17 protein-coding genes and 2 pseudogenes are annotated in these 25,986 nt (G+C 72.2%); 11 read left to right on the plus strand and 8 right to left on the minus strand.

Annotated features, from left to right (window positions below):
* The first annotated feature begins 119 nt into the window (after nt 1-119).
* The 5 genes from ACFYWQ_RS02770 to ACFYWQ_RS02790 all read left to right on the plus strand — a co-directional run bounded on the left by ACFYWQ_RS02770 (nt 120) and on the right by ACFYWQ_RS02790 (nt 6,841).
* On the plus strand, nt 120-1,343 hold the full coding sequence (locus ACFYWQ_RS02770) for an NAD(P)/FAD-dependent oxidoreductase (RefSeq protein WP_389512119.1): 1,224 nt from the start codon (nt 120-122) through the stop codon (nt 1,341-1,343).
* Nucleotides 1,343-3,967, plus strand: a complete 2,625-nt coding sequence (gene nirB / locus ACFYWQ_RS02775; protein WP_389512121.1) for a nitrite reductase large subunit NirB — start codon at nt 1,343-1,345, stop codon at nt 3,965-3,967. The genes ACFYWQ_RS02770 and nirB overlap by 1 nt, the downstream gene beginning before the upstream one ends.
* Nucleotides 3,964-4,323, plus strand: a complete 360-nt coding sequence (gene nirD / locus ACFYWQ_RS02780; protein ID WP_389512123.1) for a nitrite reductase small subunit NirD — start codon at nt 3,964-3,966, stop codon at nt 4,321-4,323. The genes nirB and nirD overlap by 4 nt, the downstream gene beginning before the upstream one ends.
* A gap of 294 nt (nt 4,324-4,617) precedes the next feature.
* Entirely contained in the window at nt 4,618-5,772 is a 1,155-nt protein-coding gene (locus tag ACFYWQ_RS02785; RefSeq protein ID WP_389512125.1) for an alkaline phosphatase PhoX, read from the plus strand.
* A gap of 130 nt (nt 5,773-5,902) precedes the next feature.
* Nucleotides 5,903-6,841 carry a superoxide dismutase gene (locus ACFYWQ_RS02790; protein WP_389512127.1) on the plus strand — a complete coding sequence of 313 codons (939 nt, stop codon included), beginning with the start codon at nt 5,903-5,905 and terminating at the stop codon, nt 6,839-6,841.
* Nucleotides 6,842-6,941: 100 nt separating this feature from the next.
* Here ACFYWQ_RS02790 and ACFYWQ_RS02795 read toward each other — a convergent pair whose 3' ends face one another.
* Together ACFYWQ_RS02795 and ACFYWQ_RS02800 are read right to left on the minus strand one after the other, a co-directional pair.
* Nucleotides 6,942-7,760: a class I SAM-dependent methyltransferase gene (locus ACFYWQ_RS02795; protein ID WP_389512129.1), complete on the minus strand. Its 819-nt coding sequence runs from the start codon at nt 7,758-7,760 to the stop codon at nt 6,942-6,944.
* Nucleotides 7,757-8,137, minus strand: a complete 381-nt coding sequence (locus tag ACFYWQ_RS02800) for a hypothetical protein (protein ID WP_389512130.1) — start codon at nt 8,135-8,137, stop codon at nt 7,757-7,759. The genes ACFYWQ_RS02795 and ACFYWQ_RS02800 overlap by 4 nt, the downstream gene beginning before the upstream one ends.
* A 28-nt stretch (nt 8,138-8,165) precedes the next feature.
* On the opposite strand from ACFYWQ_RS02800, the pseudogene ACFYWQ_RS02805 reads away from it, so the two are divergent.
* Both ACFYWQ_RS02805 and ACFYWQ_RS02810 read left to right on the plus strand, forming a co-directional pair.
* Nucleotides 8,166-8,345: pseudogene (locus ACFYWQ_RS02805) on the plus strand (hypothetical protein); the annotation flags it as partial.
* Nucleotides 8,342-8,697, plus strand: a pseudogene (locus tag ACFYWQ_RS02810) (ASCH domain-containing protein). The pseudogenes ACFYWQ_RS02805 and ACFYWQ_RS02810, both read left to right, overlap by 4 nt.
* A 134-nt stretch (nt 8,698-8,831) precedes the next feature.
* On the opposite strand, the gene ACFYWQ_RS02815 reads toward ACFYWQ_RS02810, so the two are convergent.
* The 5 genes from ACFYWQ_RS02815 to ACFYWQ_RS02835 all read right to left on the minus strand — a co-directional run bounded on the left by ACFYWQ_RS02815 (nt 8,832) and on the right by ACFYWQ_RS02835 (nt 17,039).
* Complete coding sequence (locus tag ACFYWQ_RS02815; protein WP_389512131.1) at nt 8,832-11,132, minus strand: FtsX-like permease family protein; 2,301 nt, start codon at nt 11,130-11,132, stop codon at nt 8,832-8,834.
* Nucleotides 11,129-11,815 (minus strand): ABC transporter ATP-binding protein, encoded by a 687-nt coding sequence (locus ACFYWQ_RS02820; protein WP_389512865.1) that lies wholly within the window; start codon nt 11,813-11,815, stop codon nt 11,129-11,131. Before ACFYWQ_RS02820 ends, ACFYWQ_RS02815 begins: the two co-directional genes overlap by 4 nt.
* 63 nt (nt 11,816-11,878) lie before the next feature.
* On the minus strand, nt 11,879-12,304 hold the full coding sequence (locus tag ACFYWQ_RS02825; RefSeq protein ID WP_389512133.1) for a hypothetical protein: 426 nt from the start codon (nt 12,302-12,304) through the stop codon (nt 11,879-11,881).
* 271 nt (nt 12,305-12,575) lie between these two features.
* A complete protein-coding gene (ppdK, locus tag ACFYWQ_RS02830) occupies nt 12,576-15,323 on the minus strand; it encodes a pyruvate, phosphate dikinase (RefSeq protein ID WP_389512135.1) in 2,748 nt (915 codons plus the stop codon).
* Nucleotides 15,324-15,818: 495 nt separating this feature from the next.
* On the minus strand, nt 15,819-17,039 hold the full coding sequence (locus tag ACFYWQ_RS02835) for an ROK family protein (RefSeq protein WP_389512137.1): 1,221 nt from the start codon (nt 17,037-17,039) through the stop codon (nt 15,819-15,821).
* A gap of 131 nt (nt 17,040-17,170) precedes the next feature.
* Between ACFYWQ_RS02835 and ACFYWQ_RS02840 the strand changes: the two genes are divergently transcribed.
* The 3 genes from ACFYWQ_RS02840 (at nt 17,171) to ACFYWQ_RS02850 (ending at nt 23,135) form a co-directional block, all read left to right on the plus strand.
* On the plus strand, nt 17,171-18,754 hold the full coding sequence (locus ACFYWQ_RS02840; protein ID WP_389512140.1) for a hypothetical protein: 1,584 nt from the start codon (nt 17,171-17,173) through the stop codon (nt 18,752-18,754).
* A 129-nt stretch (nt 18,755-18,883) separates the two neighbouring features.
* Complete coding sequence (locus ACFYWQ_RS02845; RefSeq protein WP_389512142.1) at nt 18,884-20,821, plus strand: glycogen debranching N-terminal domain-containing protein; 1,938 nt, start codon at nt 18,884-18,886, stop codon at nt 20,819-20,821.
* A gap of 397 nt (nt 20,822-21,218) precedes the next feature.
* Entirely contained in the window at nt 21,219-23,135 is a 1,917-nt protein-coding gene (locus ACFYWQ_RS02850) for a CDP-alcohol phosphatidyltransferase (protein WP_389512144.1), read from the plus strand.
* A gap of 45 nt (nt 23,136-23,180) precedes the next feature.
* Here ACFYWQ_RS02850 and dusB read toward each other — a convergent pair whose 3' ends face one another.
* Nucleotides 23,181-24,323 (minus strand): tRNA dihydrouridine synthase DusB, encoded by a 1,143-nt coding sequence (dusB, locus tag ACFYWQ_RS02855; protein WP_389512145.1) that lies wholly within the window; start codon nt 24,321-24,323, stop codon nt 23,181-23,183.
* Between the two features lie 124 nt (nt 24,324-24,447).
* On the opposite strand from dusB, the gene ACFYWQ_RS02860 reads away from it, so the two are divergent.
* Nucleotides 24,448-25,893, plus strand: a complete 1,446-nt coding sequence (locus ACFYWQ_RS02860) for an MFS transporter (protein WP_389512147.1) — start codon at nt 24,448-24,450, stop codon at nt 25,891-25,893.
* Nucleotides 25,894-25,986: the final 93 nt, after the last annotated feature.

A 25,986-nucleotide genomic window follows, 5' to 3' on the forward strand; every position in this document is an offset into this window, starting at 1 on the left:
GCCCGGCGCCGCCCGCCGAAAACCCTCACACCTGTCCGCCGCCCCCGCTGAGGGCAGCGTTCCTCGCGGGAAACAACCGTGATGCGGCCGGGTAACCTCCGCACCGCACGCTCGACGGCATGACCTCGAATTCGCGTGTGGTGGTGATCGGCGCCGGCCTCGCGGGCGTACGGCTCGCCCGGCGGCTCGGTGAGCTCGGCACGCCCGCCCTGCTGATCGGCGAGGAGGAGCACGTCCCGTACAACCGGGTCCTGCTCGCCGAGGTGCTGGCCGGACGGTACGCCCCCGAGGTGATCGCGCTGCCCGCACCGGCCGAACTGGTGCGCGCCCGCGTCACCGGCATCGACCGCGAACGGCGCGCCGTCGCCTGCGCGGACGGCTCGGAGATCGCATACGACACGCTGGTGCTGGCGACCGGCTCCAACCCGGTACTGCCGCCGCTGCGCGGCCTGTTCACCCCGGACCACGTCCTGCCCGAGGGGGTGCACGCGTTCCGGACCATGGACGACTGTCTGGGCCTGTCCAAGGCGGTCCGGCCGGGCGCGCGGGCCGTCGTCATCGGCGGCGGACTCCTCGGGGTCTCCGCGGCCCGCGCGCTCGCCGTGCGCGGCGCGCAGGTCGTCCTCGCCCAGCAGTCCGAGCGGCTGATGGAACGCCAGCTCGACCCGGGCGCCTCCCGGCTCGTCCTGCGGCACCTGAAGGACCTCGGCGTCGAGGTGCACACCGAGTGCCGGGTGCGCGACGTGCGCTGCGTCGGCGGCGCGGTCCGCTCGGTGGAGATGGCCGACGGATACGCCCTCGACGCCGACCTGGTGGTGCTGGCCTGCGGGGTCCACCCGCGCGCCGGCCTCGCCAAGACGGCCGGGCTCGCCGTCCACAAGGGCGTCCTCGTCGACGACGAACTGCGCACCTCCGACCCGCACATCCGGGCGATCGGCGACTGCGCCCAGCACGACGGGAACGTCTACGGCCTCGCCGCCCCCGCCCTGGAACAGGCCGACGTCCTGGCCGAGCTGCTCGCGGGCACCGCCGGGAACACCGGCGCCCGCTACACCGGCACCCGTTCCCTGACCCGCCTCACGCTCAACGGCACCACCGCCTTCGACCTCGCCGCGTTCGGCGAGACCGAGGCACGCCCCGGCGACGACGTCGTCCAGCTCGCCGACGCCACCCGCGGCACCTACCGCAAGGTCGTCGTCCGCGACGACCGCCTGGTCGGCGGGGTCCTCGTCGGCGAACTCGGCACCGTCGGCGCGCTCGCGCGCGCCTGGGAGGGAGCAGAGCCGCTCCCGCGCAACGGCGCCCCTCTGCTCCACCTGCTCACCAACGATGGAGGCTCCTGATGTCCACGACCACGACCGCACCTGTGGGGACCGGCCCCCGCCCCACGATCGTGCTCGTCGGCCACGGCATGGTCGGCCAGCGCTTCCTCGAAGCGCTCGCCGAGCGCGGCCTGACCGCCACGCACCGCGTGGTCGTGCTGTGCGAGGAGCCTCGCCCCGCGTACGACCGCGTCCAGCTCACCTCGTACTTCTCGGGGAAGACCCCCGAGGACCTCTCCATGACCGACATGGCGTTCATCGAGCAGCACGGCATCGAGCTGTACGTGGGCGACCCGGCGGAGACGGTCGACCGTACGGCGAAGAAGGTCACGGCCCGGTCCGGCCAGGTCTTCGAGTACGACACCCTCGTCCTCGCCACCGGCTCCTACCCCTTCGTCCCGCCGGTCCCGAACAAGGACGCCCAGGGCTGTTTCGTCTACCGCACGATCGAGGACCTCCTCGCCATCGAGGAGTACGCCAAGACGGCGACGACCGGTGCGGTGGTCGGCGGCGGTCTGCTCGGCCTGGAGGCCGCGGGCGCGCTGAAGGGCCTCGGACTCACCAGCCACATCGTGGAGTTCGCGCCCCGCCTGATGCCCGTCCAGGTCGACAAGGGCGGCGGCGCCGCGCTGCTGCGCACCATCGAGGACATGGGCCTGTCCGTCCACACCGGCGTGGGCACGCAGGAGATCGTCGTCGACGAGTCCGGCGCGGTCACCGGCATGAAGCTGTCCGACGGCTCCGAACTCTCCACCGACCTCGTGGTGTTCAGCGCCGGCGTCCGCCCCCGCGACCAGCTGGCCCGCGACTGCGGTCTGACGGTCGGCGAGCGCGGCGGCATCAGCGTCGACGAGCAGTGCCGCACGGTCGCCGACCCGCACGTGTTCGCGATCGGCGAGTGCGCGCTCGCCGCCGACGGCCGGGTGTACGGCCTGGTCGCCCCCGGGTACGAGCAGGCCGAGACGGCCGCCGCGACGATCGCCGCCGACGAGGCCGCTTTCACCGGCGCCGACCTCTCCACCAAGCTGAAGCTGCTCGGCGTGGACGTGGCCTCCTTCGGCGACGCGCACGGCACCACCGAGGACTGCCTCGACGTCGTCTACTCCGACTCCCGCTCGGGCCTGTACAAGAAGCTGGTCATCGGCCGCGACGGCACGCTGCTCGGCGGCATCCTGGTCGGCGACGCGGAGGCGTACGGCACGCTGCGCGCGTTCACCGGCTCGGTCCCGCCGGTCTCGCCCGAGGCGCTGGTCCTGCCCGCCGGCGCCGGCGCCCCGGCCCAGCTCGGCCCGTCCGCCCTCCCCGACGACGCGATCATCTGCTCCTGCCACAACGTCTCCAAGGGCACGATCCGCGGCGCGGTCACCGACCACCAGTGCACGACCGTGCCCGAGGTGAAGAAGTGCACCAAGGCCGGCACCGGCTGCGGCTCCTGCGTCAAGGTCCTCGGCCAGCTCGTCACCGCCGAGCTGGAGGCGAGCGGCGTCGTGGTCGACAAGGGCCTGTGCGCCTGCTTCTCGCAGACCCGCGAGGAGCTCTACGAGATCGTCCTCGCCCTGCGCATCAACACCTACCAGGACCTCCTCGACCGCTACGGCCGCGAGGACGCCCGGGGCGGCGACGGCTGCGAGATCTGCAAGCCCGCGGTCGCCTCGATCATCGCCTCCCTCGCCCCGACGATCGGCGCGAGCGGCTACGTCCTCGACGGCGAGCAGGCGGCCCTCCAGGAGACCAACGACCACTTCCTCGCCAACCTCCAGAAGAACGGCTCGTACTCGGTCGTCCCGCGCATCCCCGGCGGTGAGATCACGCCCGAGGGCCTGATCGTGATCGGCGAGATCGCCCGTGACTTCGGCCTCTACACGAAGATCACCGGCGGTCAGCGGATCGACATGTTCGGCGCCCGCGTCGAACAGCTCCCGCTGATCTGGACCCGCCTGGTGGACGCCGGCTTCGAGTCCGGGCACGCCTACGGCAAGTCGCTGCGGACGGTGAAGTCCTGCGTCGGGCAGACCTGGTGCCGCTACGGCGTCCAGGACTCCGTCCGCATGGCGATCGACCTGGAGCTGCGTTACCGGGGCCTGCGCTCCCCGCACAAGCTGAAGTCGGCGGTCTCCGGCTGCCAGCGCGAGTGCGCGGAGGCCCAGTCGAAGGACTTCGGCGTGATCGCCACGGCCAACGGCTGGAACCTGTACGTCGCCGGCAACGGCGGCGCCACCCCGCGCCACGCGGACCTGCTCGCCCAGGACCTGTCCGACGCCGAGCTGATCCGCCTGATCGACCGGTTCCTGATGTTCTACATCCGCACCGCCGACCGCCTGGAGCGCACCTCCACCTGGCTGGAGCGGATCCCCGGCGGCCTGGACCACGTCCGGGACGTGGTCGTGGAGGACTCCCTCGGCATCTGCGAGGAGCTGGAGACCCTGATGGCGGCGCACGTCGCGCACTACGCGGACGAGTGGGCCACCACCATCAACGACCCCGAGAAGCTGGCCCGGTTCGTGTCCTTCGTGAACGCGCCCGACACCCCGGACCCGGTCGTCGGCTTCGTCCCCGAGCGCGACCAGATCAAGCCCGACCTGCCGCTGCTCTCCATCGGCATGCGTCCCACGGAAGACGTCCTGGAAGGAAGCGCCCAGCGATGACCCTGGCACCCGAGACGACCGACCTGAAGGTCCAGCTGAAGCTGGACTCCCCGGCAGGCGACTGGTTCACCGTCTGCGACCTGCACCAGCTCGTCCCCGGCCGGGGCGTGGCCGCCCTGCTGCCGGACGGCCGCCAGGTCGCCCTGTTCCGCGACCGCAAGGGCGAGCTGTACGCCGTCGACAACCGCGACCCGTTCGGCGGCGCGGCGGTCCTCTCCCGCGGCCTGATGGGTGCCCAGAAGGGCAGCCCGTTCGTCGCCTCGCCCCTGCTCAAGCAGCGCTTCGACCTGCGGAGCGGGCGGTGCCTGGACGACGACACGGTCCGCATCACCACCTACGAGGTGCGGGCGGCCTGACGGCCGTCCCCCGCCCCACCACCGGCCCGGACGCGGTCCCGGCGGTCTCCCCGACCGCCGCGACGGCGCCCGGGCCGTTCGGGTTCACCGGACCGGCCCGTGACGGGACCATCGCGTCACCCCACGACCCGATGGCCCGATGGCCCGATGGCCGGACACCGCTGTCCTCGCTCCCGGCACCACCCCGTTACGACGTGTGCACGACACGGCCACCCCGCACTCATAGCCTCCCTGACCGCACGACCCCGCGGCCGACCGGCGGCGGGGCGGTCACGACACCCCCTGGGAGTGAGCGTGGAACGTCGTACCATCCTGCGTGCGGCCGTCATCGGCGGGTCCGCCGTGCTCGGCGGAACCCTCTGGCGCGGCGCCGCGTACGCGGCGCCGGCCCAGCCCGGCACCGGACCGTACGGGGCGCTCGGCGCGGCGGACGCCAACGGCATCCTCCTCCCGAGCGGCTTCACCAGCCGGGTGATCGCCCGCTCCGGGCAGACGGTGTCCGGCACCTCGTACACCTGGCACGACGCGCCCGACGGCGGCGCCTGCTACGCGGACGGCACCGGCTGGATCTACGTCTCCAACTCGGAGATCAACCCCTCGGGCGGCGCGAGCGCGGTGAGGTTCTCGTCGACGGGCACGGTGACCGGCGCGTACCGCATCCTCTCCGGCACCCGCACCAACTGCGCGGGCGGGAAGACGCCGTGGAACACCTGGCTGTCCTGCGAGGAGGTCGACCGCGGATACGTCTACGAGACCGACCCCTGGGGCGTGCAGGCGGCGGTGCGCCGGGACGCGATGGGCCGCTTCAAGCACGAGGCGGCGGCCGCCGACCCGGTCCGCGGGGTCATCTACCTCACCGAGGACGTCACCGACGGCTGCTTCTACCGCTTCCGCCCGACGACGTGGGGCGACCTGTCGGCCGGCACGCTGGAGGTGCTGGTGGCGGGGAGCGCGACGAGCGGCCCGGTGACCTGGTCCCCGGTCCCGGACCCCACCGGCGCCACCGCGACCCGCAACCAGGTCTCCGGCGCCAAGCGCTTCAACGGCGGCGAGGGCTGCTACTACGCCGACGGCACGTGCTGGTTCACGACGAAGGGCGACAACCGCGTCTGGCGGTACGACGCGGCGGCGCAGACGATCGACCTCGCCTACGACGACTCCCTGGTGACGTCCGGCACGGCTCCCCTCACGGGCGTCGACAACGTCACCGGCGCCGCCTCCGGCGACCTGTTCGTGGCGGAGGACGGCGGGAACATGGAGATCTGCGTGATCACCCCGGACGACGTCGTCGCCCCGTTCCTCCGCATCGACGGCCAGTCGGCCTCGGAGATCACCGGCCCGGCCTTCTCCCCCGACGGCACCCGCCTGTACTTCTCCAGCCAGCGCGGCACGTCGGGCAGTTCGTCGGGCGGCATCACGTACGAGGTGACCGGGCCGTTCCGGGCATAGCCGACGACATAGTCGGTTGACAGGAACTCGACAGCGAAACGGCGGCTCGTCATGCGGTGCGCGAGTGCACGATGGAGGCGACGTCGCGCATGACGAGTCCGCCGCCCGACCCCTTCCCGGAGGCACCGACATGACTCCCGCCCCCTCGCGCCGCACCGTCCTCGGCGGTGCCCTGGCCGCCCTCGCCCTGACCGCCACGGCGGCCCCGGCCGAGGCGACGCCCCGCACCGGCACGGCGACCTGGCCGACGGTGTTCCCGCTCCCCGACGGCTGGCTCCCCGAAGGCATCACCATCGGCGGCGGGCCGTACGCCTACATGGGCTCCCGCGCCCACGGCGGCGTCTACCGCACCGACCTGCGCACCGGCGAGGGCACCGTGCTCCACGCGGGCGGCACCGGCCTCGCGTCCATCGGCCTGAAGCTGGACGACGACGGCCTGCTGTACGTCAGCGGCGGCGCCGGGGGAACCGCGAGGGTCATCGACTCCCGCTCGGGCGAGGTGCTCGCCACCCACCAGCTCACCCGCGACGCGGCGCCCTTCATCAACGACGTCGTCCTGCACCGGGACCGCGCCTGGTTCACCGACTCCCGCGACGCCGTCCTGTACGGCGTCCCGCGCGGCCGCGGCGGCGCGGTGCGCGCGCTCCCCCTCACCGGCGAATGGGTCCAGGCCCCCGCCGGCACCAACAGCGCCAACGGCCTCGTGGCCACCGCCGACGGCCGCGGCCTGATCGTCGTCAACGCGGGCCGGCTCTACCGCGTGAGCCTCCGCACCGGTCACGCCACCGTGATCACCCTGACCGGCGCACCCGACGTCACCAACGGCGACGGCCTCCTGCGCATCGGCCGCACCCTGTACGTCGTCCAGAACCGCCTGAACAAGATCACCGCCTGGACCCTCGACAGAACGGCCACCACCGCCACCCTCACCCGCACGATCACCTCCCCCCACTTCGACGTCCCCACCACAACCGCCCACCACCACAACCGCCTCTACGTAGTCAACGCCCGCTTTTCCAGCCCCCAGACCCCGGAGACTACGTTCACGGGGGTGGGGGTGCCGCTCTAGAGCAGGGCCGGGCGGTCCCGGAACCCGACGGCAGGCCGCCCGGCCACCACCCCTCTCCCGCCGGCATGACGATGCCGACGCCGACGGGACGGGGCGGCACTCAGCGACGACAGACGAGCATGCCGCCCAGGCATGTGACCTCGAAGGTCCCGTACCGGGCGATGTGCTCGACGAGGACCGTGCGGGCCCGCTCGATCGTGGCCTCGAAAGGCACATCGTGCTGGTCCGCCCACGCCTGGTACGAGGCCATGTGCGCGATGACCGGCTCGGGATCGCGGACCGTGATGGTGCCGGGCAGTTCGATCGTCTCCACACGGCCGAACCCCTCCCCCAGGAAGGCCGGGGCCTTCTCCAGGGTGAAGCGGGCGCTGAGCGAGATGCGGGCAGGTCCGCGCTCGACGCCGAGGACGTCGCCCGCCGCCCGCTGCCACAGGTCGTCGAGTCCGGCTTTGTCCCGGCCGCTGTTGGTGGAGGCGATCACCAGCCCGTCGCGGGCCACCACACGGGACAGTTCCCTGACCGCCTGCGGGATGTCCGGGACGTGGTACAGCATGTGCAGTGCCAAGGCGGCGTCGACACTCCCCGTGGCCAGCGGCAGGCGCGTCGCGTCCGCCACGGCGACCGGGCCGGGAACGCCGGTGAGGATGCCGGGCGCGATGTCCAGGCCGAGCAGGTGCAGGTCGGGCCGGTCCCGCCGGAGCCGCTGCATGAACGTGCCGTTGCCGCAGCCCACATCGACCACGCGCCCGCGCACACCGCTCAGCTTCTCGGCGACGATGCCGGGCAGATCGTGACGGGGCGTCTGCCACCGGTAGAGCGACTGGCGGGCGGCCAGATCCCGGTCGCTGCTGTAGGCGCTTCCGGCGAGGCGACCCCGATCAGTGACTGCGGCGTCGTGTGCGGCGGACGGTTCGGTCACGTCGGCAGCTCCGGAGGATGGGCGGCGGGTGAGGCGAGGGCGGCCGTGTGCTGGAGTCGTTCGCGCAGGTGTGCCGCCTGCGCGGCTCCACCGTACTGCGGCCCGCTCAACTCCCGGCCCAGAGCGATGAGCCGACGCACGATGCCGGCCGACATGCGCTCCGGCTCGGAGCCGAGAACGAATCCGAGCATCGCCTCGGTACCGTCCAGGTCGCCCAGGAGCAGATGAGCACGGGCAAGATCGACATGGGCGGCGAACAGGTCGCCGACCGACCGGTCGTCGTCCTCGGCGCTGCGGTAGAGCCGGATCGCCGTGTCCGCGCCGGCAATGGCTTGCCGGACGTGCTCAGGCCCGCCCAAGGCCAGATGGGTCGTCACCGCGTAGACGAAGTTGTCCGAACACACCGCTGACTGGATGTTCGACACCCGTCGGTGGCCCGGCACCGTCGCGGAGTACGCCGAACGGCTGCTGGCCATGACCGGTACCTTGCTGTCCGGCCCCCGCCACTTCTTCCGCTCGTACTCGGCAGCCGAAATCGGCCGCATGATAACCATGCCAGCCACCAGGAGCGTTCCCGCGCCATGACCGACGCCACCGCCCGCGTCCACGAACTCGACCTCTACCGGCAGTACTTCGAACTTGTCGCCGGGGTACCAAGACGATCGAGGTGCGGGTGAAGTACCCGCACCTCGCCGTCCTGACCTCCGGCGACACCATCCGCTTCCGCATCAAGGGCACGGACGAGACCTGCGACGTGGAGGTCAAGCGGGTCACGCCGTACCCCGACTTCGAGGCCCTGCTCGACGGCGAGGGACCGGCGAACGTCAACCCGACCGCCACCCGCGAACAGCAGCTCGCGAACATGCGCGCCATCTACCCGCCGGAAAAGGAAGCTCTCGGCGCCCTCGCCATCGAGATCGCGCGTGCCAGTCGCTGAAGCGTGAGCGAAGGTGTGGCGATGGAACGCCTCCACCCGTTCGGCAGGTGGTTTCCGGGAAACGCCTCAGGCGCAGATGGCAAGGCGAGAGGGCGACACCCTCGCCCAGGGTGCCGCCCCTCCGTCCCGCATCCTCAGTCCCGCCGGATCAACTCCGGGTCGATACGGCGGCCGACCAGCGGGAGCGACCCGAGAGCGGCGATGAGCACGACCCCCAGAGCGGACGCCACCAGCAGGGGCACCCCGGCACCGTCCCAGAAGATGTCCCCGCCGCCGGTGACGAGATAACTCGACTCGGCTGCCTTGCCCGCGACCAGGGCCAGCACGAGTCCCACGCCGAGCGGTACCACCACCTGCGTGACCTGCACGGCCCGCAGGGTGCGGGGACGCGCGCCGATCAGTGCGAGCGCGGTGACCTGGGGGCGCCGCTCGACGGCCCGGTCGGTCGCGGCGACGAGGTAGGCGGCCACGCCGATGACCAGGCCCAGGACCATGCCGACGGCCAGGAGGGTCTTGACGATGGCGACCTGCTCCAGCGCCTCGACGTTGATGCCGGGAGTCCAGACCTTCGCGGTCGGGTTGATACCGCCGATGCTGTCCAGGACGGTGCGGACCGTCTCGGGAGCGGAGCTGCTGACGAAGACGAGGACGGCGCCCTCAGGGCGGAAGCCGGTCGGCAGCATGCCGGGAGGCAGAAGTACCTGGCCGCTGCTGAGAGGCGACAGACCCGAGTCGTCGTCGTAGGTGACGATCTCCTGTGGCACTCTCACGTTGATCACACGGAGTTGCTTCTTCTCATCGCGCACATGGAAAGGGAAGACGGATCCCGGCTTGTCTTCCGCGTCCAGGGAGGGATTGGCGGCGTTCACCAGCCGGCTGGGCCGCCCGTCGACGCAACGGCCGACCCGGGGCACCAGGTCACGCAGTTGATCACACGTGGCCACCACTGCCTGAATCGCGGGAGACCAGATCCTGGTGTCTGCCGGATCCCGCCATGAGTTCGCGTCGAGCACATGCCCACGGCCCGCCGGCACCTCCTTCATGGCCCGCTGCTGCTCCTGTGTGACGGTGTCCAGCTCGACGCGGTACGTCTGGGTGGATGCGGTGTGCCTGGTCACCTGATCGAGCTCGATGAGCACGCCCTGCACCAGGGAGGCGCCGAACACCAGGAGGACCAGACCGGTCGCCACGCGGAACGCACCGCCGGGCTCCACCTCGTTGCGCCGCATGGCGAGCCCGAGGGAGAGCGAACGGGCCGATCGAGCGACACGTCGTGCGAGCACCCCCGACAGCAGGGGCAGGGCCATGACGAGCCCGACGCCGACCAGCACGACCGCGATCGGCATGAGGACGGACGAGAGGCTCGTGTCGCGCGGGGCGTGTCCGGTCGCGCCGGCGACGCAGTATCCCGTCACGATGCCCAGCCCGGGGATCAGCGGAAGCAGCCCCCACTTGGACGGGGCCTTGGCGACGGCACCACGCCGTACCGCCAGCGGGTTGTCAGCCGCTCGCCGGCCACCGAGCCGTCCCACGAACCAGGCCAGCGCAGGACACCCGGCCAGACAGACGACGACCGTGGACGCGGACAGCGATCCGTCGGACGGATACCAGGTGAAGCCGGGCAGTCCGACCCGCGCGACGAGCTGGTTGACGAACCAGAACGTGGCAAGGCCCAGTACGGCGCCGAGGAACGCGGCCGCGACGGTCTCGGCGGCGTTGACTCGCTGGACGCCCTTCCTGCTCACCCCCAGCAGCCGCAGCGCGGCCAGCCGTCGGTCCCGTGCGGCGGCGGAGAGCCGGGCGCACACGGCCAGGAAGACCGCGAGGGGAAGCAGGACCACGCCGGAGAGCGTGAAGCGCACGATGTCGAGGGTCGAGTCCTCCACGGTGGGCGTCCGAACGTAGTCCCTGCCGAAGCCCGACATGCGTTCGCCCTGCGGAAGGTCCCTCCGGTCGACGCCGATGTAGGCGTAGAGCTCGTCGGGGCGAGCCAGTCCTGCGGCGGCGATCTGTCCGGCTTCCCTGCCCGGGACGAGCTGCGAGGCACTCGGTTCGTCCCGGAGGATCTCGTGCAGCCGAGGCGACACGAACACCTCGCCGGCGGCGGGGAACACGTCGAGACCCGGCGGAGGTTCGGTGGGATCCGTTCCCCTGGCGAGGAAGACCCGGGTCAGGGGGCGCGAACCGTAGGGATCCGTGTGCATGAGCTGGAGGGCCGCTCGATCACCGGACCCACAAAGTGTCCGGCCTCGCACACAGTCCGGATCGCGTGCCATCTGCCGTGCGTCCTGCGCGGCGAGGATGCCGGGAATGGCCAGAACCAGGGCGAGGCAGCACACGCCGACCCCGGCGCCGAGCGTCATCAGCAGGAACCGTGCCCGGCTGCCCCGGCCACTGCCCAGCAACAGGCGCAGTCCCAGTAGCAGTTCCCTCACGACACCTCCCTGGCCCGACAGGCCAGTGCACCGTCACGCATGATGTAGTGCGTGTCCGCGCGAGCCGCCACGTCGGCATCGTGGGTGACGAGGACCACAGCAGTGCCCTGAGACCGGGCCAGCGCCAGGAACTCGTCGAGCACGGCCGTGGCGTTGGCGCTGTCGAGCGATCCCGTGGGTTCGTCCGCGAACACCACGGCAGGACGGTGGACCAGCGCACGGGCCACGGCCACCCGTTGGCTCTGCCCGCCCGAGACCTGCGAAGGCCGACGCTGACGCAGGTCCGCCAGCCCGAGCCGCCCGAGAACCTCACCCGCGGCGGCCAGCGCCTCGGCCTTGCGCTGGCCTGCCAGGCGCAGAGGCAGAGCCGTGTTCTCCTCGACCGTCAGCTCGGGCAGGAGCTCTCCGTACTGGAACACGAATCCGAACCGCTCCCGGCGCAGCGCGCTGAGTTCCTCGTCGTCCAGTTCCGCGAGCGAGCGCCCCTCGAAGCGGACCTCTCCTCGCGCCACGGGCAGCACCCCGGCCAGGCAGTACAGCAACGAGGACTTACCGGACCCACTCTGCCCGGTGATCGCCGCGACCTCGCCGCGGCGGACCGTGAATTGCGCATCCCTGACGGCTCGCGTCTCGCCGTAACAGAGCTCGACACCTTCGGCCGACAGGACTTCTGACGTATTGATCTTCTTCCCCTATGGCGAGCGGAGGCCCGGACATCCGCCCGGGCCTCGGAGTCCGAGACAGTGTCAGCGCGTCCATTTCGGACCGCGGCGCTCTGCCACCGGGGAACAGTTGTCGGGCCGCAGGCTTCCACGGTCACGGCACGCCCGGATCTCCGCGTTGTCCGTGTAGCGCTGGGCGCCGTCCCAGTTGGAGTGGTGCAGATACACCGTGCGCCGCTGCTTGCCGTTGTAACGCGACCAGCCGTGTCCTTCGGCGCGCGCCTGCATGTACACGTTGTGCCCGTCGTCCGGCAGGGCGTCCTGCAACTTCCCCCTCCACTCGAAGGCACCGTGGTTCCGCTCCGGCGGATTGAACTGGTACTGCCCCTCGAAGAACAGCACCCCGTCCGGATGCATGTCGGGCAGCTCATGCCACGCATCAGCAGCCGCCGTCCCCACACCCGTACAGAACAGCACCGCCGCGGCCGCGCCCACCAGGAGCTTCTTCATCCCTCACCTCTCGGTCACCGGGAGGCTCCATCACCCCCCGGGTGATCACAGAAGGTAATGGATCAATCACAAGAAGAAACCTTCAGTCGTCGACCCGCCATCACATCAGGTGATCGATAACCAGCCACCGCCCGGAAACAGCACAGAGGGCGACACCCCCGCACAGGGTGTCGCCCTCCTCTTGCATGCCGGAGCCGCCCCGATCGGTACTGAGGGTCGGGGACCGCGGCGGCTCCGGGGTCGGGTGGGGTCCGTCGGGGACGGGCCCGGGTCAGCGGTGGTCGCTGCCCTCCGACTGCGTCGCCGCGCGCCCCGCCTCCAGGCGGGCCACCGGGATGCGGAAGGGGGAGCAGGAGACGTAGTCGAGGCCGACCTCGTGGAAGAAGTGGACGGACTCGGGGTCGCCGCCGTGTTCGCCGCAGACGCCGAGCTTGAGGTCGGGGCGGGTGCGGCGGCCCGCTTCGGCGGCGGCCTTCACCAGGGAGCCCACGCCGTCCTTGTCGATGGTCTCGAACGGGGAGACGCCGAAGATGCCCTTCTCCAGGTACGCGGTGAAGAAGGAGGCCTCCACGTCGTCGCGGCTGAAGCCCCAGACCGTCTGGGTGAGGTCGTTCGTGCCGAAGCTGAAGAACTCCGCGGCCTCGGCGATCTGACCGGCGGTCAGCGCGGCCCGCGGCAGTTCGATCATCGTGCCGATCGACAGCTTCAGGGTCACGCCCGTCGCCGCCTCGACCTCCGCGACGACCTGGTCGGCCTCCTCGCGGACGATCTCCAGCTCCTGGACGGTGCCGACGAGCGGGATCATGATCTCGGCGCGCGGGTCGCCCTTGGCGTTGCGGCGCTCGGCCGCCGCCTCGGCGATGGCCCGGACCTGCATGGTGAACAGGCCGGGGATGACCAGGCCCAGCCGGACACCGCGCAGGCCGAGCATCGGGTTCTGCTCGTGCAGGCGGTGGACCGCCTGGAGCAGGCGCAGCTCGTTCTCGTGCGGCTCCTGACGGGACTCCGCGAGGGCGACGCGGACCGAGAGTTCCGTGATGTCGGGGAGGAACTCGTGCAGCGGCGGGTCGAGGAGACGGATCGTGACCGGGAGGCCGTCCATCGCCTCGAAGAGCTCCACGAAGTCCCGCTTCTGGAGCGGGAGCAGCTCCTTCAGGGACTCCTCGCGCTCGGCCTCCGTGTCCGCGAGGATCAGGCGCTCGACCAGTTCACGGCGGTCGCCGAGGAACATGTGCTCGGTGCGGCACAGGCCGATGCCCTGGGCGCCGAAGCGGCGGGCGCGCAGCGCGTCCTCGGCGTTGTCGGCGTTCGCGCGGACCCGCAGCCGGCGCTTGCGGTCGGCGAAGGCCATGATGCGGTGCACGGCCTCGACCAACTCGTCGGCGTCGTCGGCGCCGGCGTGCATACGGCCCTCGAAGTACTCGACGACCGGGGACGGGACGACGGGGACCTCGCCGAGGTAGACCTTGCCGGTGGAGCCGTCGATGGAGATGACGTCGCCCTCTTCCACCACGTGGCCGCCGGGGACGGTCATGCGGCGGCGCTTGGTGTCGACCTCCAGCTCCTCGGCGCCGCAGACGCAGGTCTTGCCCATGCCGCGGGCCACGACCGCCGCGTGGGAGGTCTTGCCGCCGCGCGAGGTCAGGATGCCCTCGGCGGCGATCATGCCGTCCAGGTCGTCGGGGTTGGTCTCGCGGCGGACGAGGATGACCTTCTCGCCGGAGCGGGACCACTTGACGGCCGTGTACGAGTCGAAGACCGCCTTGCCGACCGCCGCGCCCGGCGAGGCGGCGATGCCCCGGCCGACCTGCTCGGTCTTGGCGTGCTCGTCGAAGCGGGGGAACATCAGCTGCGCGAGCTGCGCGCCGTTGACCCGCTGGAGGGCCTCGGTCTCGTCGATCAGGCCCTGGTCGACGAGCTGGGTGGCGATGCGGAAGGCGGCGCCGGCCGTGCGCTTGCCCACGCGCGTCTGGAGCATCCACAGCTGACCGCGCTCGATCGTGAACTCGATGTCGCAGAGGTCCTTGTAGTGGTTCTCCAGCGTCTCCATGATGCCGAGCAGCTGGTCGTAGGACTTCTTGTCGATCCGCTCCAGCTCGGCCAGGGGCACGGTGTTGCGGATGCCGGCGACGACGTCCTCGCCCTGGGCGTTCTGGAGGTAGTCGCCGTAGACGCCCTGGTGGCCCGAGGCGGGGTCACGGGTGAAGGCGACGCCGGTGCCGGAGTCCGGCCCCAGGTTGCCGAACACCATCGAACAGACGTTCACTGCCGTGCCCAGGTCGTGCGGGATGCGCTCCTGCCGCCGGTACAGCTTCGCCCGGTCGCCGTTCCACGAGTCGAAGACCGCCTTGATCGCGAGGTCCATCTGCTCGCGCGGGTCCTGCGGGAAGTCCCGCCCGGCCTCGGTCTTGACGATCTTCTTGAACTTGGTGACCAGCTTCTTGAGGTCCGCGGCCTCCAGCTCCGTGTCGACCGTGACCTTCTTGGCCGCCTTCGCCGCCTCCAGGGCCTCCTCGAAGAGCTCGCCGTCGACACCGAGGACCGTCTTGCCGAACATCTGGATCAGCCGGCGGTAGGAGTCCCAGGCGAAGCGGTCGTCGCCCGCCTGCGCGGCCAGGCCCTGGACCGACTTGTCGGAGAGGCCGATGTTGAGGACCGTGTCCATCATGCCGGGCATCGAGAACTTGGCACCGGAGCGGACCGAGACGAGCAGGGGGTTGTCGGCCTGGCCGAGCTTCTTGCCCATCCGCTCCTCGAGGGCGACGAGGTGCGCACTCACCTCGTCACGCAGTGCCGCCGGCTCCTCGCCGCTGTCGAGGTAGACCTTGCAGGCCTCGGTGGTGATGGTGAAGCCGGGCGGAACCGGCAGGCCCAGGTTGGTCATCTCGGCGAGGTTGGCGCCCTTGCCACCGAGGAGGTCCTTGAGGTCCTTGTTGCCCTCGGTGAAGTCGTAGACGAACTTCACGCCCTCAACGCTCGCTGCCGGCTGAGCTACGTGGGGATCTTTGTTTTCCGACACGGGTCTCGACTCCTCGAGGACGCGGTGGCTGCCCTGACGGCCAGGAACATACCCAGATCGAAGGCGCCTGGGTACGTCTACTTGTGCGTCATACGCTCGTAACCCGTCGTCCGCCACGGGATCGAAAGTCAAGGCTGAGCAAGCGCTGAGCAGCCGATGTTTTCACTTCTTGAACACAGACAGGCCCACAACCCCGTTTTTACGCTCAGATGAGCGGGTCGCGGCGCGTTTGATTTCGATCGATGAACGATCAAAGGGTGGCACTCAGTGCCACCCCTTGGAGAAGTGCAGTCGCGCGCGAACCGCTCATCTGAGCGCTACCCCTATCAAGGGAGGCTCCAGGGTGGCGAGAATCACGCTTCCACAGATGGCCCGGTTCCACCATGCGGACGCCGGTTCGGGACGGAAACACGGACGACACGGCCCGGTGCCGGAAGCCCCCCTTCCCAGTGCCGGGATCCCCCCTCCCGGTGTCGGAATCCCCCCGGCCCGGTATCAGAAGCCCATCGCCAGCAGGCGTTCCTCCACCCGCTCCGGCGCGTACAGGTGCTCCACGACCAGCGCCCCGGCGCCCACCAGTCCCGCGCGCTCCCCCAGCCGCGAGGTGACCACCTCCAGCCGGGCGGTGGAGCGTGGCAGCGCCCGCTGGTAGAGCAGCTCGCGCACGCCCGTGACGAAGGGGGTGCCGGCCAGGTCACCGGCGATCATCAGCACCCCGGGGTTGAGCAGCGTCACGACGGTCGCCAGCACGTCGCCCACCTGCCGTCCGGCCTCCCGGGCCAGCGCGGCCGCCTCCGGGTGCCCGGCGGCGAGCAGATCGCGCACGTCCGAGCCGGAGGCCGCGGGGACCCCGCTCTCCGCCAGCCGCCGGGCCACGGCGCCCCCGCTCGCGACGGCCGCGAGGCAGCCCCGGGAGCCGCAGCGGCACAGCGCCTCGGTGCCGACGCGTATGTGGCCGATGTCCCCGGCCCCGCCGTCCACGCCCCGGTAGACCGCGCCGTCGACCACGACCCCCGCTCCGATGCCGGTCGACACCTTCACCAGCACGAACGCCGAACAGTCCGGGTGGGCGGTGCGCTGTTCGCCGTACGCCATGAGGTTGGCGTCGTTGTCGACGAGGACCGGCACCGGGGGTGCCCCCGTGCGGTCGGTGAACGCCCTGGCGAGGCGGCCGCGTATGTCGTAGCCGTCCCAGCCGGGCATCATCGGCGGCTGGACGACCCGGCCGGCCTCGCTGTCGACCGGGCCGGGGACGGCGATGCCGATGCCGCAGACCTCGTCCGCGCGGTGGCCCGCCTTCTCCAGAAGCTCGGCGAACCAGCCCCCCAGCTCGCCGAGGACGACGTCCGGGCCCTCCTCGACCGCCAGCACGCCCGAGTGTTCGGCGAGGAGCTCGCCGGTCAGGGAGAGCACCGCCGCGCGCGCGTGCCGGGTGTCCAGGTCGGCGGCGAGGACGACGGCGTGCGCGTCGTCGAACTCCAGGGTGATGGAGGGGCGGCCGCCCAGCGGGGAGTCGACCGGGCCGCCGGCGCCCTCGCGCAGCCAGCCCGCGCGGAAGAGGCGGTCCAGGCGCTGGCCGACCGTCGCACGGGAGAGGCCGGTGGCCTGCTGGAGGGCACCGCGTGTCGTCGCCCGTCCCGTGCGTACCAGTGCGAGCAGATCTCCGGCGCCTGCCTGACCGCCGCCTCTGCCGGTCCGTCCCGGCCGTCCGGTCATGCGCACCCCCTTGTGCTTCCCAAGCTTGCATTACATAGTGGGTTTTGCGTGTTAAATAGACGTAACCCTACGGTAGCCACTGCCGCACCGGGTCGACCGTGCCGTCGTCGTCGTTCTTCGGGGAGCCCCGAGTGGATCGCACCGCCCAGCTCATCGCCCGCCCCGCGGGAAGCGCCGCTGTATACGATCCTGCCGTCCCGGCCGGGTCGCTGCACGTCCGGGCGGTGGAGGTCCTCCGGGGCAACTGGACCGGAGCGTCGACGGTGCCCTCGCGGGGGCTGTACCCGCACCAGTGGTCCTGGGACTCGGCGTTCATCGCGATCGGGCTGCGGCACGTCTCGCCGCGGCGGGCCCAGACGGAGCTGGAGACGCTGCTGGCCGCCCAGTGGGGCGACGGGCGCATCCCGCACATCGTCTTCAACCCTTCCGTGCCGCTCGACGCGTACTTCCCGAGCCCCGACTTCTGGCGCTCCTCGACCGCGGGGCGCGCTGCGGGCGCCCCGCGCACCGTACAGACCTCGGGCATCGTGCAGCCACCGGTGCACGCGCTGGCGGCCTGGCTGGTGCACTGCGCCGACCCGGGCCTGTCCCGGGCGCGCGGCTTCCTCGCCCGGGTGTACCCCCGGCTGGCCGCCTGGCACCGCTATCTGCTGCACCGGCGGGACCTGGGCGGGGGCGGGCTGGTGTCGGTAGTGCACCCCTGGGAGCAGGGCATGGACAACGCCCCCTCCTGGGACGCCCCGCTCTCCCGGATCACCCCCGCCCCGACCCGCTCCTTCCGCCGCGCCGACCTGCACCACGGGGCCGCCGAGGACCGGCCGACGGACCTGGACTACGGGCGGTACGTGCGGCTGGCGACGGACTACCGGGACGGCGGGTACCGGGACGGGCCGGGCGGGGGGAGCGGTGGCGGGCCGGGTGGGGGGAGTGGCCTCGGGCCGGGTGGGGGGAGCGGTGGCGGCGGGGGTGGCGGTGGTTTCGCCGTGGAGGATCCCTCGTTCAACGCCCTGCTCATCGCCTCCGAGCACGCGCTCGCCCGTATCGCGCGGGAGCTGGGCGCCACCGGCACCGCCCGGCACGCGCGCGCGGAGCGGCTGACGGCGGCGCTCGTGGACCGGCTGTGGGATCCGGCGGAGGGCATGTTCCTCTGCCGGGACCTGCGCGGCGGGGGGCTGATCCGGGAGCGCGGGGTCTCCGGCCTGGTGCCGCTGCTGCTGCCCGGCCTGCCGCGCGAGGTCGCCGCCGCCCTCGTGGACACGCTGCGCGGCCCGCGCTTCGGGCTGGGCACCACCACCCGCCTCGCCGCCAGTTACGACCTGCTCGGCGAGGCCTTCGACCCGCACCGCTACTGGCGCGGCCCGGCCTGGTTCAACACGAACTGGCTGCTGGAGCGGGGCCTGAGGGCGCACGGCGAGCGGGCGCACGCGGACGCGCTGCGCGAGGCCGTGCTGGACGTCGCGGGCGCGTCGGACTTCGCCGAGTACGTCGACCCGTACACCGGCGAGGCCTGCGGGGCGACCGGCTTCAGCTGGACCGCCGCCCTCGCCCTCGACCTGCTGCACGACACGGACGCCCCGCACGGCCTCGACGGCCCCGAGCGCCCCGGCCGCACCGACCGCACCGACCGCACCGACCCCACCGACGACAGCGCTCGTCACGCAGACCATCAGCACGGCCGGCGCCACGAGACCGATCGGCATCACACGCATCACTAGCACCACCAGACCGACCGGTCGGCACCACCCGCACCACCGGCACCACTCGCACCGCCCGCACCACTGGCACCACCATCCGCACCATCCGCACCACTCGAACGACACCGCACTCAAGGGAGGGGACCGGGGATGACGGACCGGCATCATCTGCTCGTGCACGGCGGGACGTTCGCCGCCGTCGGTGACCGCGGGGACATCAGCGGCGTACGGAGCGCCGGCTCTCCCGACGGGTTGTTCGTCAGGGACGCACGGCACCTCAGCCGCTGGCAGCTCACGGTCGACGGGGCCGTGCCGGAGGTGCTCTCACCGGTCGCGGACGGGGACACCGCGCGCTGTGTGCTCGTCCCGCGCGGCGGCCGTACCGAGCCGCCCTCGTGCACGCTCTTCCGCGAACAGGCGGTCGGGGACAGCTCGTTCGTGGAGCTGCTGCGGGTCGTCAGCAACCGCCCGGTGCCGCTGACGGTCCGGCTGGCGCTGACCGTCGACGCCGACTTCACCGACCAGTTCGAACTCCGCTCCGACCACCGCACCTACGCCAAGACCGGCGCCGTCCGCCGCCGCGAGGTGCTGGACCACGGCGTGGAGTTCACCTACCGGCGCGGGGAGTGGCGGTCCGTCACGACGGTGACCGCCGAGCCGGGCCCGGAGGGCGTCGAGGAGACCGGCACCGGTGCCCGCCGGCTGGTGTGGACGCTGGAGCTGGAGCCGCACGGCACGGCCGAGCTGACCCTCCGGGTGATGGCGCGGCCGCACGGCGAGAAGCGGGCCCTGCGCGTACCCCGCTCCCCGGCATGCTTGACCGAAAAGCTTCTTGCGCAGGAGGGCGAGTTCGTGGAAGGCGTCGCCTTCCCGACCGGCTGGCCCGAGCTGGCCGCCGCGTGCGCGCGCGGCCTCGCGGATCTGGCCGCGCTCCAGGTGCCGGCGACCGGCCCGGACGGGGAGGAACTGCGCGTCCCGGCGGCGGGCGCCCCCTGGTTCCTGACGCTGCTGGGCCGCGACGCCCTGCTCACGTCCCTCTTCGCCCTCCCGTACCGCCCCCACCTGGCCGCCGCCACGCTCCCGGCGCTCGCCGCGACCCAGGCCACCGAGACCGGCCCCGAGTCGGTCGCCCAGCCCGGCAAGATCGTCCACGAGGTGCGGCACGGCGAACTCGCCCACTTCCGGCAGGTCCCCTACGGCCGCTACTACGGCTCGGTCGACGCCACCCCCCTGTTCCTCGTGCTGCTCGGCGCGTACGTCGAGCAGACCGGCGACGCCGCCCTCGCCCGCCGCCTCGAACCGCACGCCCGCGCCGCCGTCGGCTGGATGCTCGACCACGGCGGGCTCACCTCGCGCGGCTACCTGGTCTACCGCGCCGACCGGGGCGGCCTCGCCAACCAGAACTGGAAGGACTCCCCCGGCTCCATCTGCTCCGCCGACGGCACCCGCCCGAGCGGCCCGGTGACGGCGGCGGGGGCCCAGGGGTACGCGTACGACGCGCTGCGCCGCACGGCGTGGGTGGCGCGCACGGTGTGGCAGGACGAGACGTACGCCGCGCTGCTGGAGCAGGCCGCCGCCGATCTGCGCGACCGCTTCCAGCGGGACTTCTGGATGCGGGACCGCTCCTTCCCGGCGCTCGCGCTGGACGGCCGGGGCCGGCAGGTCGACGCGCTCGCCTCGGACGCCGGGCACCTGCTGTGGTCCGGGCTGCTGGACAAGGAGTACGGGGAGGTCGTCGGGCGGCGCCTGCTGGAGCCCGACTTCTTCTCCGGCTGGGGCGTGCGCACGCTGGCGGCGGGACAGCCGGCGTACCACCCGCTGTCGTACCACCGGGGTTCGGTCTGGCCGCACGACAACGCGCTGATCACGCTCGGTCTGGCCCGCTACGGCCTGCACGACGAGGCCCGTACGGTCGCCCACGCCCTGGTCGACGCGGCGACCGTGACGGGCCACCGGCTGCCCGAGGTCCTCGCCGGCTACGGCCGGGACACGCACGCCGAGCCGGTGCCCTACCCGCACGCGTGCGTCCGGGAGTCCCGGTCGGCGGCCGCCCCGCTGGCGCTCCTCACGGCGGTGGGCGGGGCGTGAGGCGATAGCCCGGCCGCGCGCCGGTGACGGGCGGCTCGGCCGGACAGCTCGGCCGGACAGCTCGGCCGGGCAGCTCGGCCGGGCAGCTTGGCCGGACAGCTCGGCCGGGCAGCTTGGCCGGACAGCTCGGCCGGGCAGCTTGGCCGGGCAGCTTGGCCGGGCAGCTTGGCCGGACAGCTCGGCCGGACAGCTCGGCCGGACAGCTCGCCGGGCGGCTCGGCCGGACGGCTCGGCGGGCGTTTGCCGGGCCGCTCGGCCGGGCGTTTGCCGGGTGTTTGCCGACCGTGGGCCCGGCGGGGTGAACACCGGCGGCGAGCAGGCCGTACGCAACGGTGGCGGATCCGGTTCCCACCCCGGATCCGCCGCTCCGCCCGGCTTCGTACGGAAGGACCTTCGGGTGCCCGTCTTCACTCGCTCTCGTCAGCTGCCCGACCTGCGGGACCCCAAAGACGCCGGGAACACCGGGAACACCGCGAACCCCGAGGAGCCCGAAGGCTCCACCCGGGACTCCGGGGACTCCACCGGGGAGTCCGAAGGCTCCACCCGGGACGCCGGGGACTCCACCGGAGAGTCCGGGGGCGCCCCCGAGGAGTCCCAGGAGGCGGCCGCCCAGCCGCAGGGCGGGTCGCGCTCCTTCCGGGACCGGATCGCGCACCGGCGTGCCTGGCGCACCCGTCACCCGCGGGCCGCCCGGACCGTGTGGTGGACGGCGACCGTGCTGTCCGTCGTGCTGGTGCTCGGGGCGGTGCTGCTGCCGAACCGGGTCTTCGCGCTGCGCCCCGACCGGTTCCTGCGGCTGCCCGGGGAGGTGGTCGTGGGGGCGGCGGTGCTGCTGGCGCTGCCCCGCCGGCCGCGGGTCGCCGTGGCGGCGGTGACCGGGGTGTTCCTCGGGGCGCTGACCGTGCTGAATCTGCTCGACATGGGGTTCGTGGAATACCTGGGCCGGGACTTCAACCTCGTCCTGGACTGGGAACTGCTCGACGACGCCCAGTCGTACGTCGCCGACTCGATGGGCCGTACGACGGCGCTCGCCGCCACGGCCGGGGTGTTCCTGCTCGTCGTGCTGGTGTGCGCGGTCCTGGCGCTGGCGACGGTCCGGCTGGCCGGTCTGCTGGCGCGCGACCCGCAGCGGGCGACCCGGGCCACGCTGGTCACCGGCACCGTCTGGATCACGTGTTCCGTCCTGGGCCTCCAGTACGCCGGGCTGCCGGTCGCCTCCGCCGGTGTCGCGGACACGCTCACCTCCGAGGCGAAGCGGGTGCGGGACACCCTGCGGGACGAGGCCGCGTTCGCCGCGGAGGCCCGCACCGACACCTTCGGCGGCACCCCGCCCGCACAGCTCGTGCCCGGTCTGCGCGGCAAGGACGTGATCTTCACCTTCATCGAGAGCTACGGCCGCGTGGCGATCGAGAACCCGGTCACCGCGCCGGGCGTGGACAGCACCCTCGACGCGAGCACCAAGGCCCTGGCGAAGGCCGGCTTCCAGGCCCGGAGCGGCTGGCTGACCTCGGCGACCTTCGGCGGCAGCAGCTGGCTCGGCCACTCCACCGCGCTGTCGGGCCTGTGGGTCGACACCCAGCAGCGCTACCGCACCGTCATGGCCAGCGACCACCTCAGCCTGACCAAGGCCTTCCAGAAGACCGGCGCCTGGGACACCGTCGGCATCATGCCCGGCGTGCAGAAGGGCTGGCCCGAGGCGGCGTTCTACGGCCTCGACACGGTCTACGACGCCTTCCGGCTGGGCTACCGGGGGCCGAAGTTCAGCTGGTCGACGATGCCCGACCAGTACGCGCTGGAGGCGTTCCAGCGGCTGGAGCACGGGAAGGACCGTGACCGGCCGCTGATGGCGGAGATCGTCCTGACCTCCAGCCACCAGCCCTGGGCGCCGATCCCGGAGATGGTCGGCTGGGACGAACTGGGCGACGGCTCGGTCTTCGAGGGCATCCAGAAGGCCGGGAAGGACGCGGCCGACGTCATCGACGACTCCGCCGCGTCCCGCCGGGAGTACGGCAGGTCGATCGAGTACTCGGTGACCGCCCTCACCCAGTGGCTGGAGCGCTACGGCACCGACGACACCGTCCTGGTCTTCCTCGGCGACCACCAGCCCATCGCCCGCGTCAGCGGCAACGACGCCGGCCGGGACGTGCCGGTCTCCATCGTCGCCAAGGACCCCAAGGTCCTCGACAAGATCGCCGACTGGGGGTGGACGGAGGGACTCAAGCCCGCGCAGGACGCCCCGGTGTGGAAGATGAGCTCCTTCCGCGACCGCTTCCTGCTGGCCTACGGCTCGACCCCGCACCCCGGCACGGACTGACCGGGCCGCCGAGGTGGGGGGATCCGCGCGGCCGGTCCCGTCCGGTCAGCCGCCGGAGGTGTCCAGCTCCGCGTCGTCGCCCACGCCCGCGCAGTCGTACGGGTCCTTCAGCCAGCCGTCCGGCAGCACCACCCGGTTGTTGCCGGAGGTACGGCCGCGGGGCCCGTCGGCGCCGGTGGGCCAGGGCTGGTCGAGGTCCAGCTCGTCGAGTCCGGCGCGCAGTTCCTCCAGGGAGGAGGTGATCGCGAGCCGCTTGCGCATCTCCGAGCCGACCGCGAAGCCCTTCAGGTACCAGGCGACGTGCTTGCGGAAGTCGACGACGCCCTTCGACTCGTCGCCGATCCACTCGCCGAGGAGACCGGCGTGCCGGACCATGACGTCGGCGACCTCGCGCAGGGCGGGCCGTGCGAGGTCGTCCGTGCGCCCCTCGAACGCGGCGACCAGGTCGGCGAAGAGCCAGGGCCGCCCCAGGCAGCCGCGTCCGACGACGACGCCGTCGCAGCCGGTCGCCCGGACCATCCGCAGGGCGTCCTCGGCCGACCAGATGTCGCCGTTGCCGAGGACCGGGATCTCCGGCACGTGCTCCTTCAGCCGGGCGATGGCCTCCCAGTCGGCGGTGCCGCCGTAGTGCTGGGCGGCGGTGCGGCCGTGCAGGGCGATCGCGGTCACGCCCTCCTCGACGGCGATCCGGCCGGCGTCCAGGTAGGTGATGTGGTCGTCGTCGATGCCCTTGCGCATCTTCATGGTGACGGGCAGGTCGCCGGCGCCGCTCACGGCCTCGCGCAGGATGGCGCGGAGCAGGTTGCGCTTGTAGGGGAGCGCGGATCCGCCGCCCTTGCGGGTCACCTTGGGGACCGGGCAGCCGAAGTTCAGGTCGATGTGGTCGGCGAGGTCCTCCTCGGCGATCATGCGGACGGCCTTGCCGACGGTCGCCGGGTCGACGCCGTACAGCTGGATCGAGCGCGGCGTCTCGGTCGCGTCGAAGTGGATCAGCTGCATGGTCTTCTCGTTGCGTTCGACCAGCGCCCGGGTGGTGATCATCTCGCTCACGAACAGGCCCTTGCCGCCGCTGAACTCCCGGCACAGGGTGCGGAAGGGCGCGTTGGTGATCCCGGCCATGGGGGCGAGGACGACGGGCGGCCGGACGGTGTGCGGGCCGATCTGCACGGGCGAGGCGGTCGTGGGCATTCCCCCATTCTCCCGCACGATTCTCCATCCACCCGCACGCGGGCCGGTGCCCGGCCTCCCCCGCCATGATCATGCAATAGTCATTAGTTAGCCGCACTATCGAAGTGGGCGTACGATGGGTTCCATGCCCGAGCTCAGCCATCGCCGACGTCTGCTCGTCCTCGCGATCTGCTGCATGAGCCTGCTGATCGTGAGCCTCGACAACACCGTCCTCAACGTCGCCCTGCCCGCCATGCAGCGCGACCTGCACGCCTCCACAGCCGGTCTCCAGTGGACGATCGACGCGTACACGCTGGTCCTGGCCGCGCTGCTGATGCTCGCGGGCTCCACCGCCGACCGCATCGGCCGCCGGAAGGTCTTCCTGGCCGGGCTCGTCGTGTTCTCGCTCGGCTCGCTGCTCTGCTCCCTCGCGCCGAACCTGGAGCTGCTGATCGCGGCCCGCGCGGTGCAGGCGGTCGGCGGCTCGATGCTCAACCCCGTCGCCATGTCGATCATCACCAACACCTTCACCGACCCGCGCGCACGCGCCCGCGCCATCGGCGTGTGGGGCGCGGTGGTCGGCATCTCGATGGCCGCCGGCCCGCTGGTGGGCGGGCTGCTCGTGGAGTCGGTGGGCTGGCGCTCCATCTTCTGGATCAACCTGCCCGTCGGACTCGCGGCCCTCCTGCTGACCCTGCGGTACGTCCCCGAGTCCCGGGCGCCCAAGGCCCGCCGCCCCGACCCGGTCGGCCAGCTGCTGGTCATCGTGCTCTTCGGCTCCCTGACGTACGCGATCATCGAGGCGCCGGAGGCGGGGGCCGCGGTGAGCGTGCCGTTCGCGGTGGTGGCGCTGGCCGCGCTGCTCGGCCTGCTGCGGTACGAGCCGCGCCGCGCCGATCCCCTCATCGACCTGCGGTTCTTCCGGTCGGCGCCGTTCAGCGGGGCCACCGTGATCGCGATGAGCGCGTTCGCCGCGCTCGGCGGGTTCCTGTTCCTGTCCACGCTGTACCTCCAGAACGTCCGGGGCCTGGACGCCCTGCACGCGGGACTGTGGATGCTGCCGATGGCCGTCCCGACGTTCCTGTGCGCCCCCCTGTCCGGGCGGCTCGTCGCAAGCCGGGGGCCGCGGCTGCCGCTGCTGGTGGCCGGGCTCGCGATGACCCTGAGCGGGGTCCTGTTCGCCGCCTTCGACGCGGAGACCTCGAACGTCACCCTCTTCCTCGGGTACGTGCTCTTCGGCATCGGCTTCGGTTTCGTGAACGCGCCGATCACCAACACGGCGGTGTCGGGGATGCCCCGCACCCAGGCCGGCGTCGCGGCGGCCGTCGCCTCCACCAGCCGCCAGCTGGGACAGACGCTCGGGGTCGCCGTGGTGGGCGCCGTCCTGGCCGCGGGCATCGGCTCCTCGCCCTACCGCGACACCTTCGTCTCCGCCGCCGTCCCCGCCTGGTGGATCCTCGCCGTGTGCGGGTTCGCGGTGCTGGTGCTGGGCGCGGTCAGCAGCGGGCGATGGGCCCGGCGGACGGCCGAGCGGACCGCGGACCGGCTGGAGTCGCAGGAGGTGCGGGAGGCGGCGGGCGTGGGGGCGTGAGCCCTCATCCGGCGTGAGCCTTCACCCCGTGTGAGCCCTCATCCGGCGTGAGCCTTCACCCCGCGTGAGCCCTCACCCCACGTGAGCCCTTCA

This window comes from Streptomyces sp. NPDC003247 (assembly GCF_042888135.1).
Classification (GTDB): domain Bacteria; phylum Actinomycetota; class Actinomycetes; order Streptomycetales; family Streptomycetaceae; genus Streptomyces.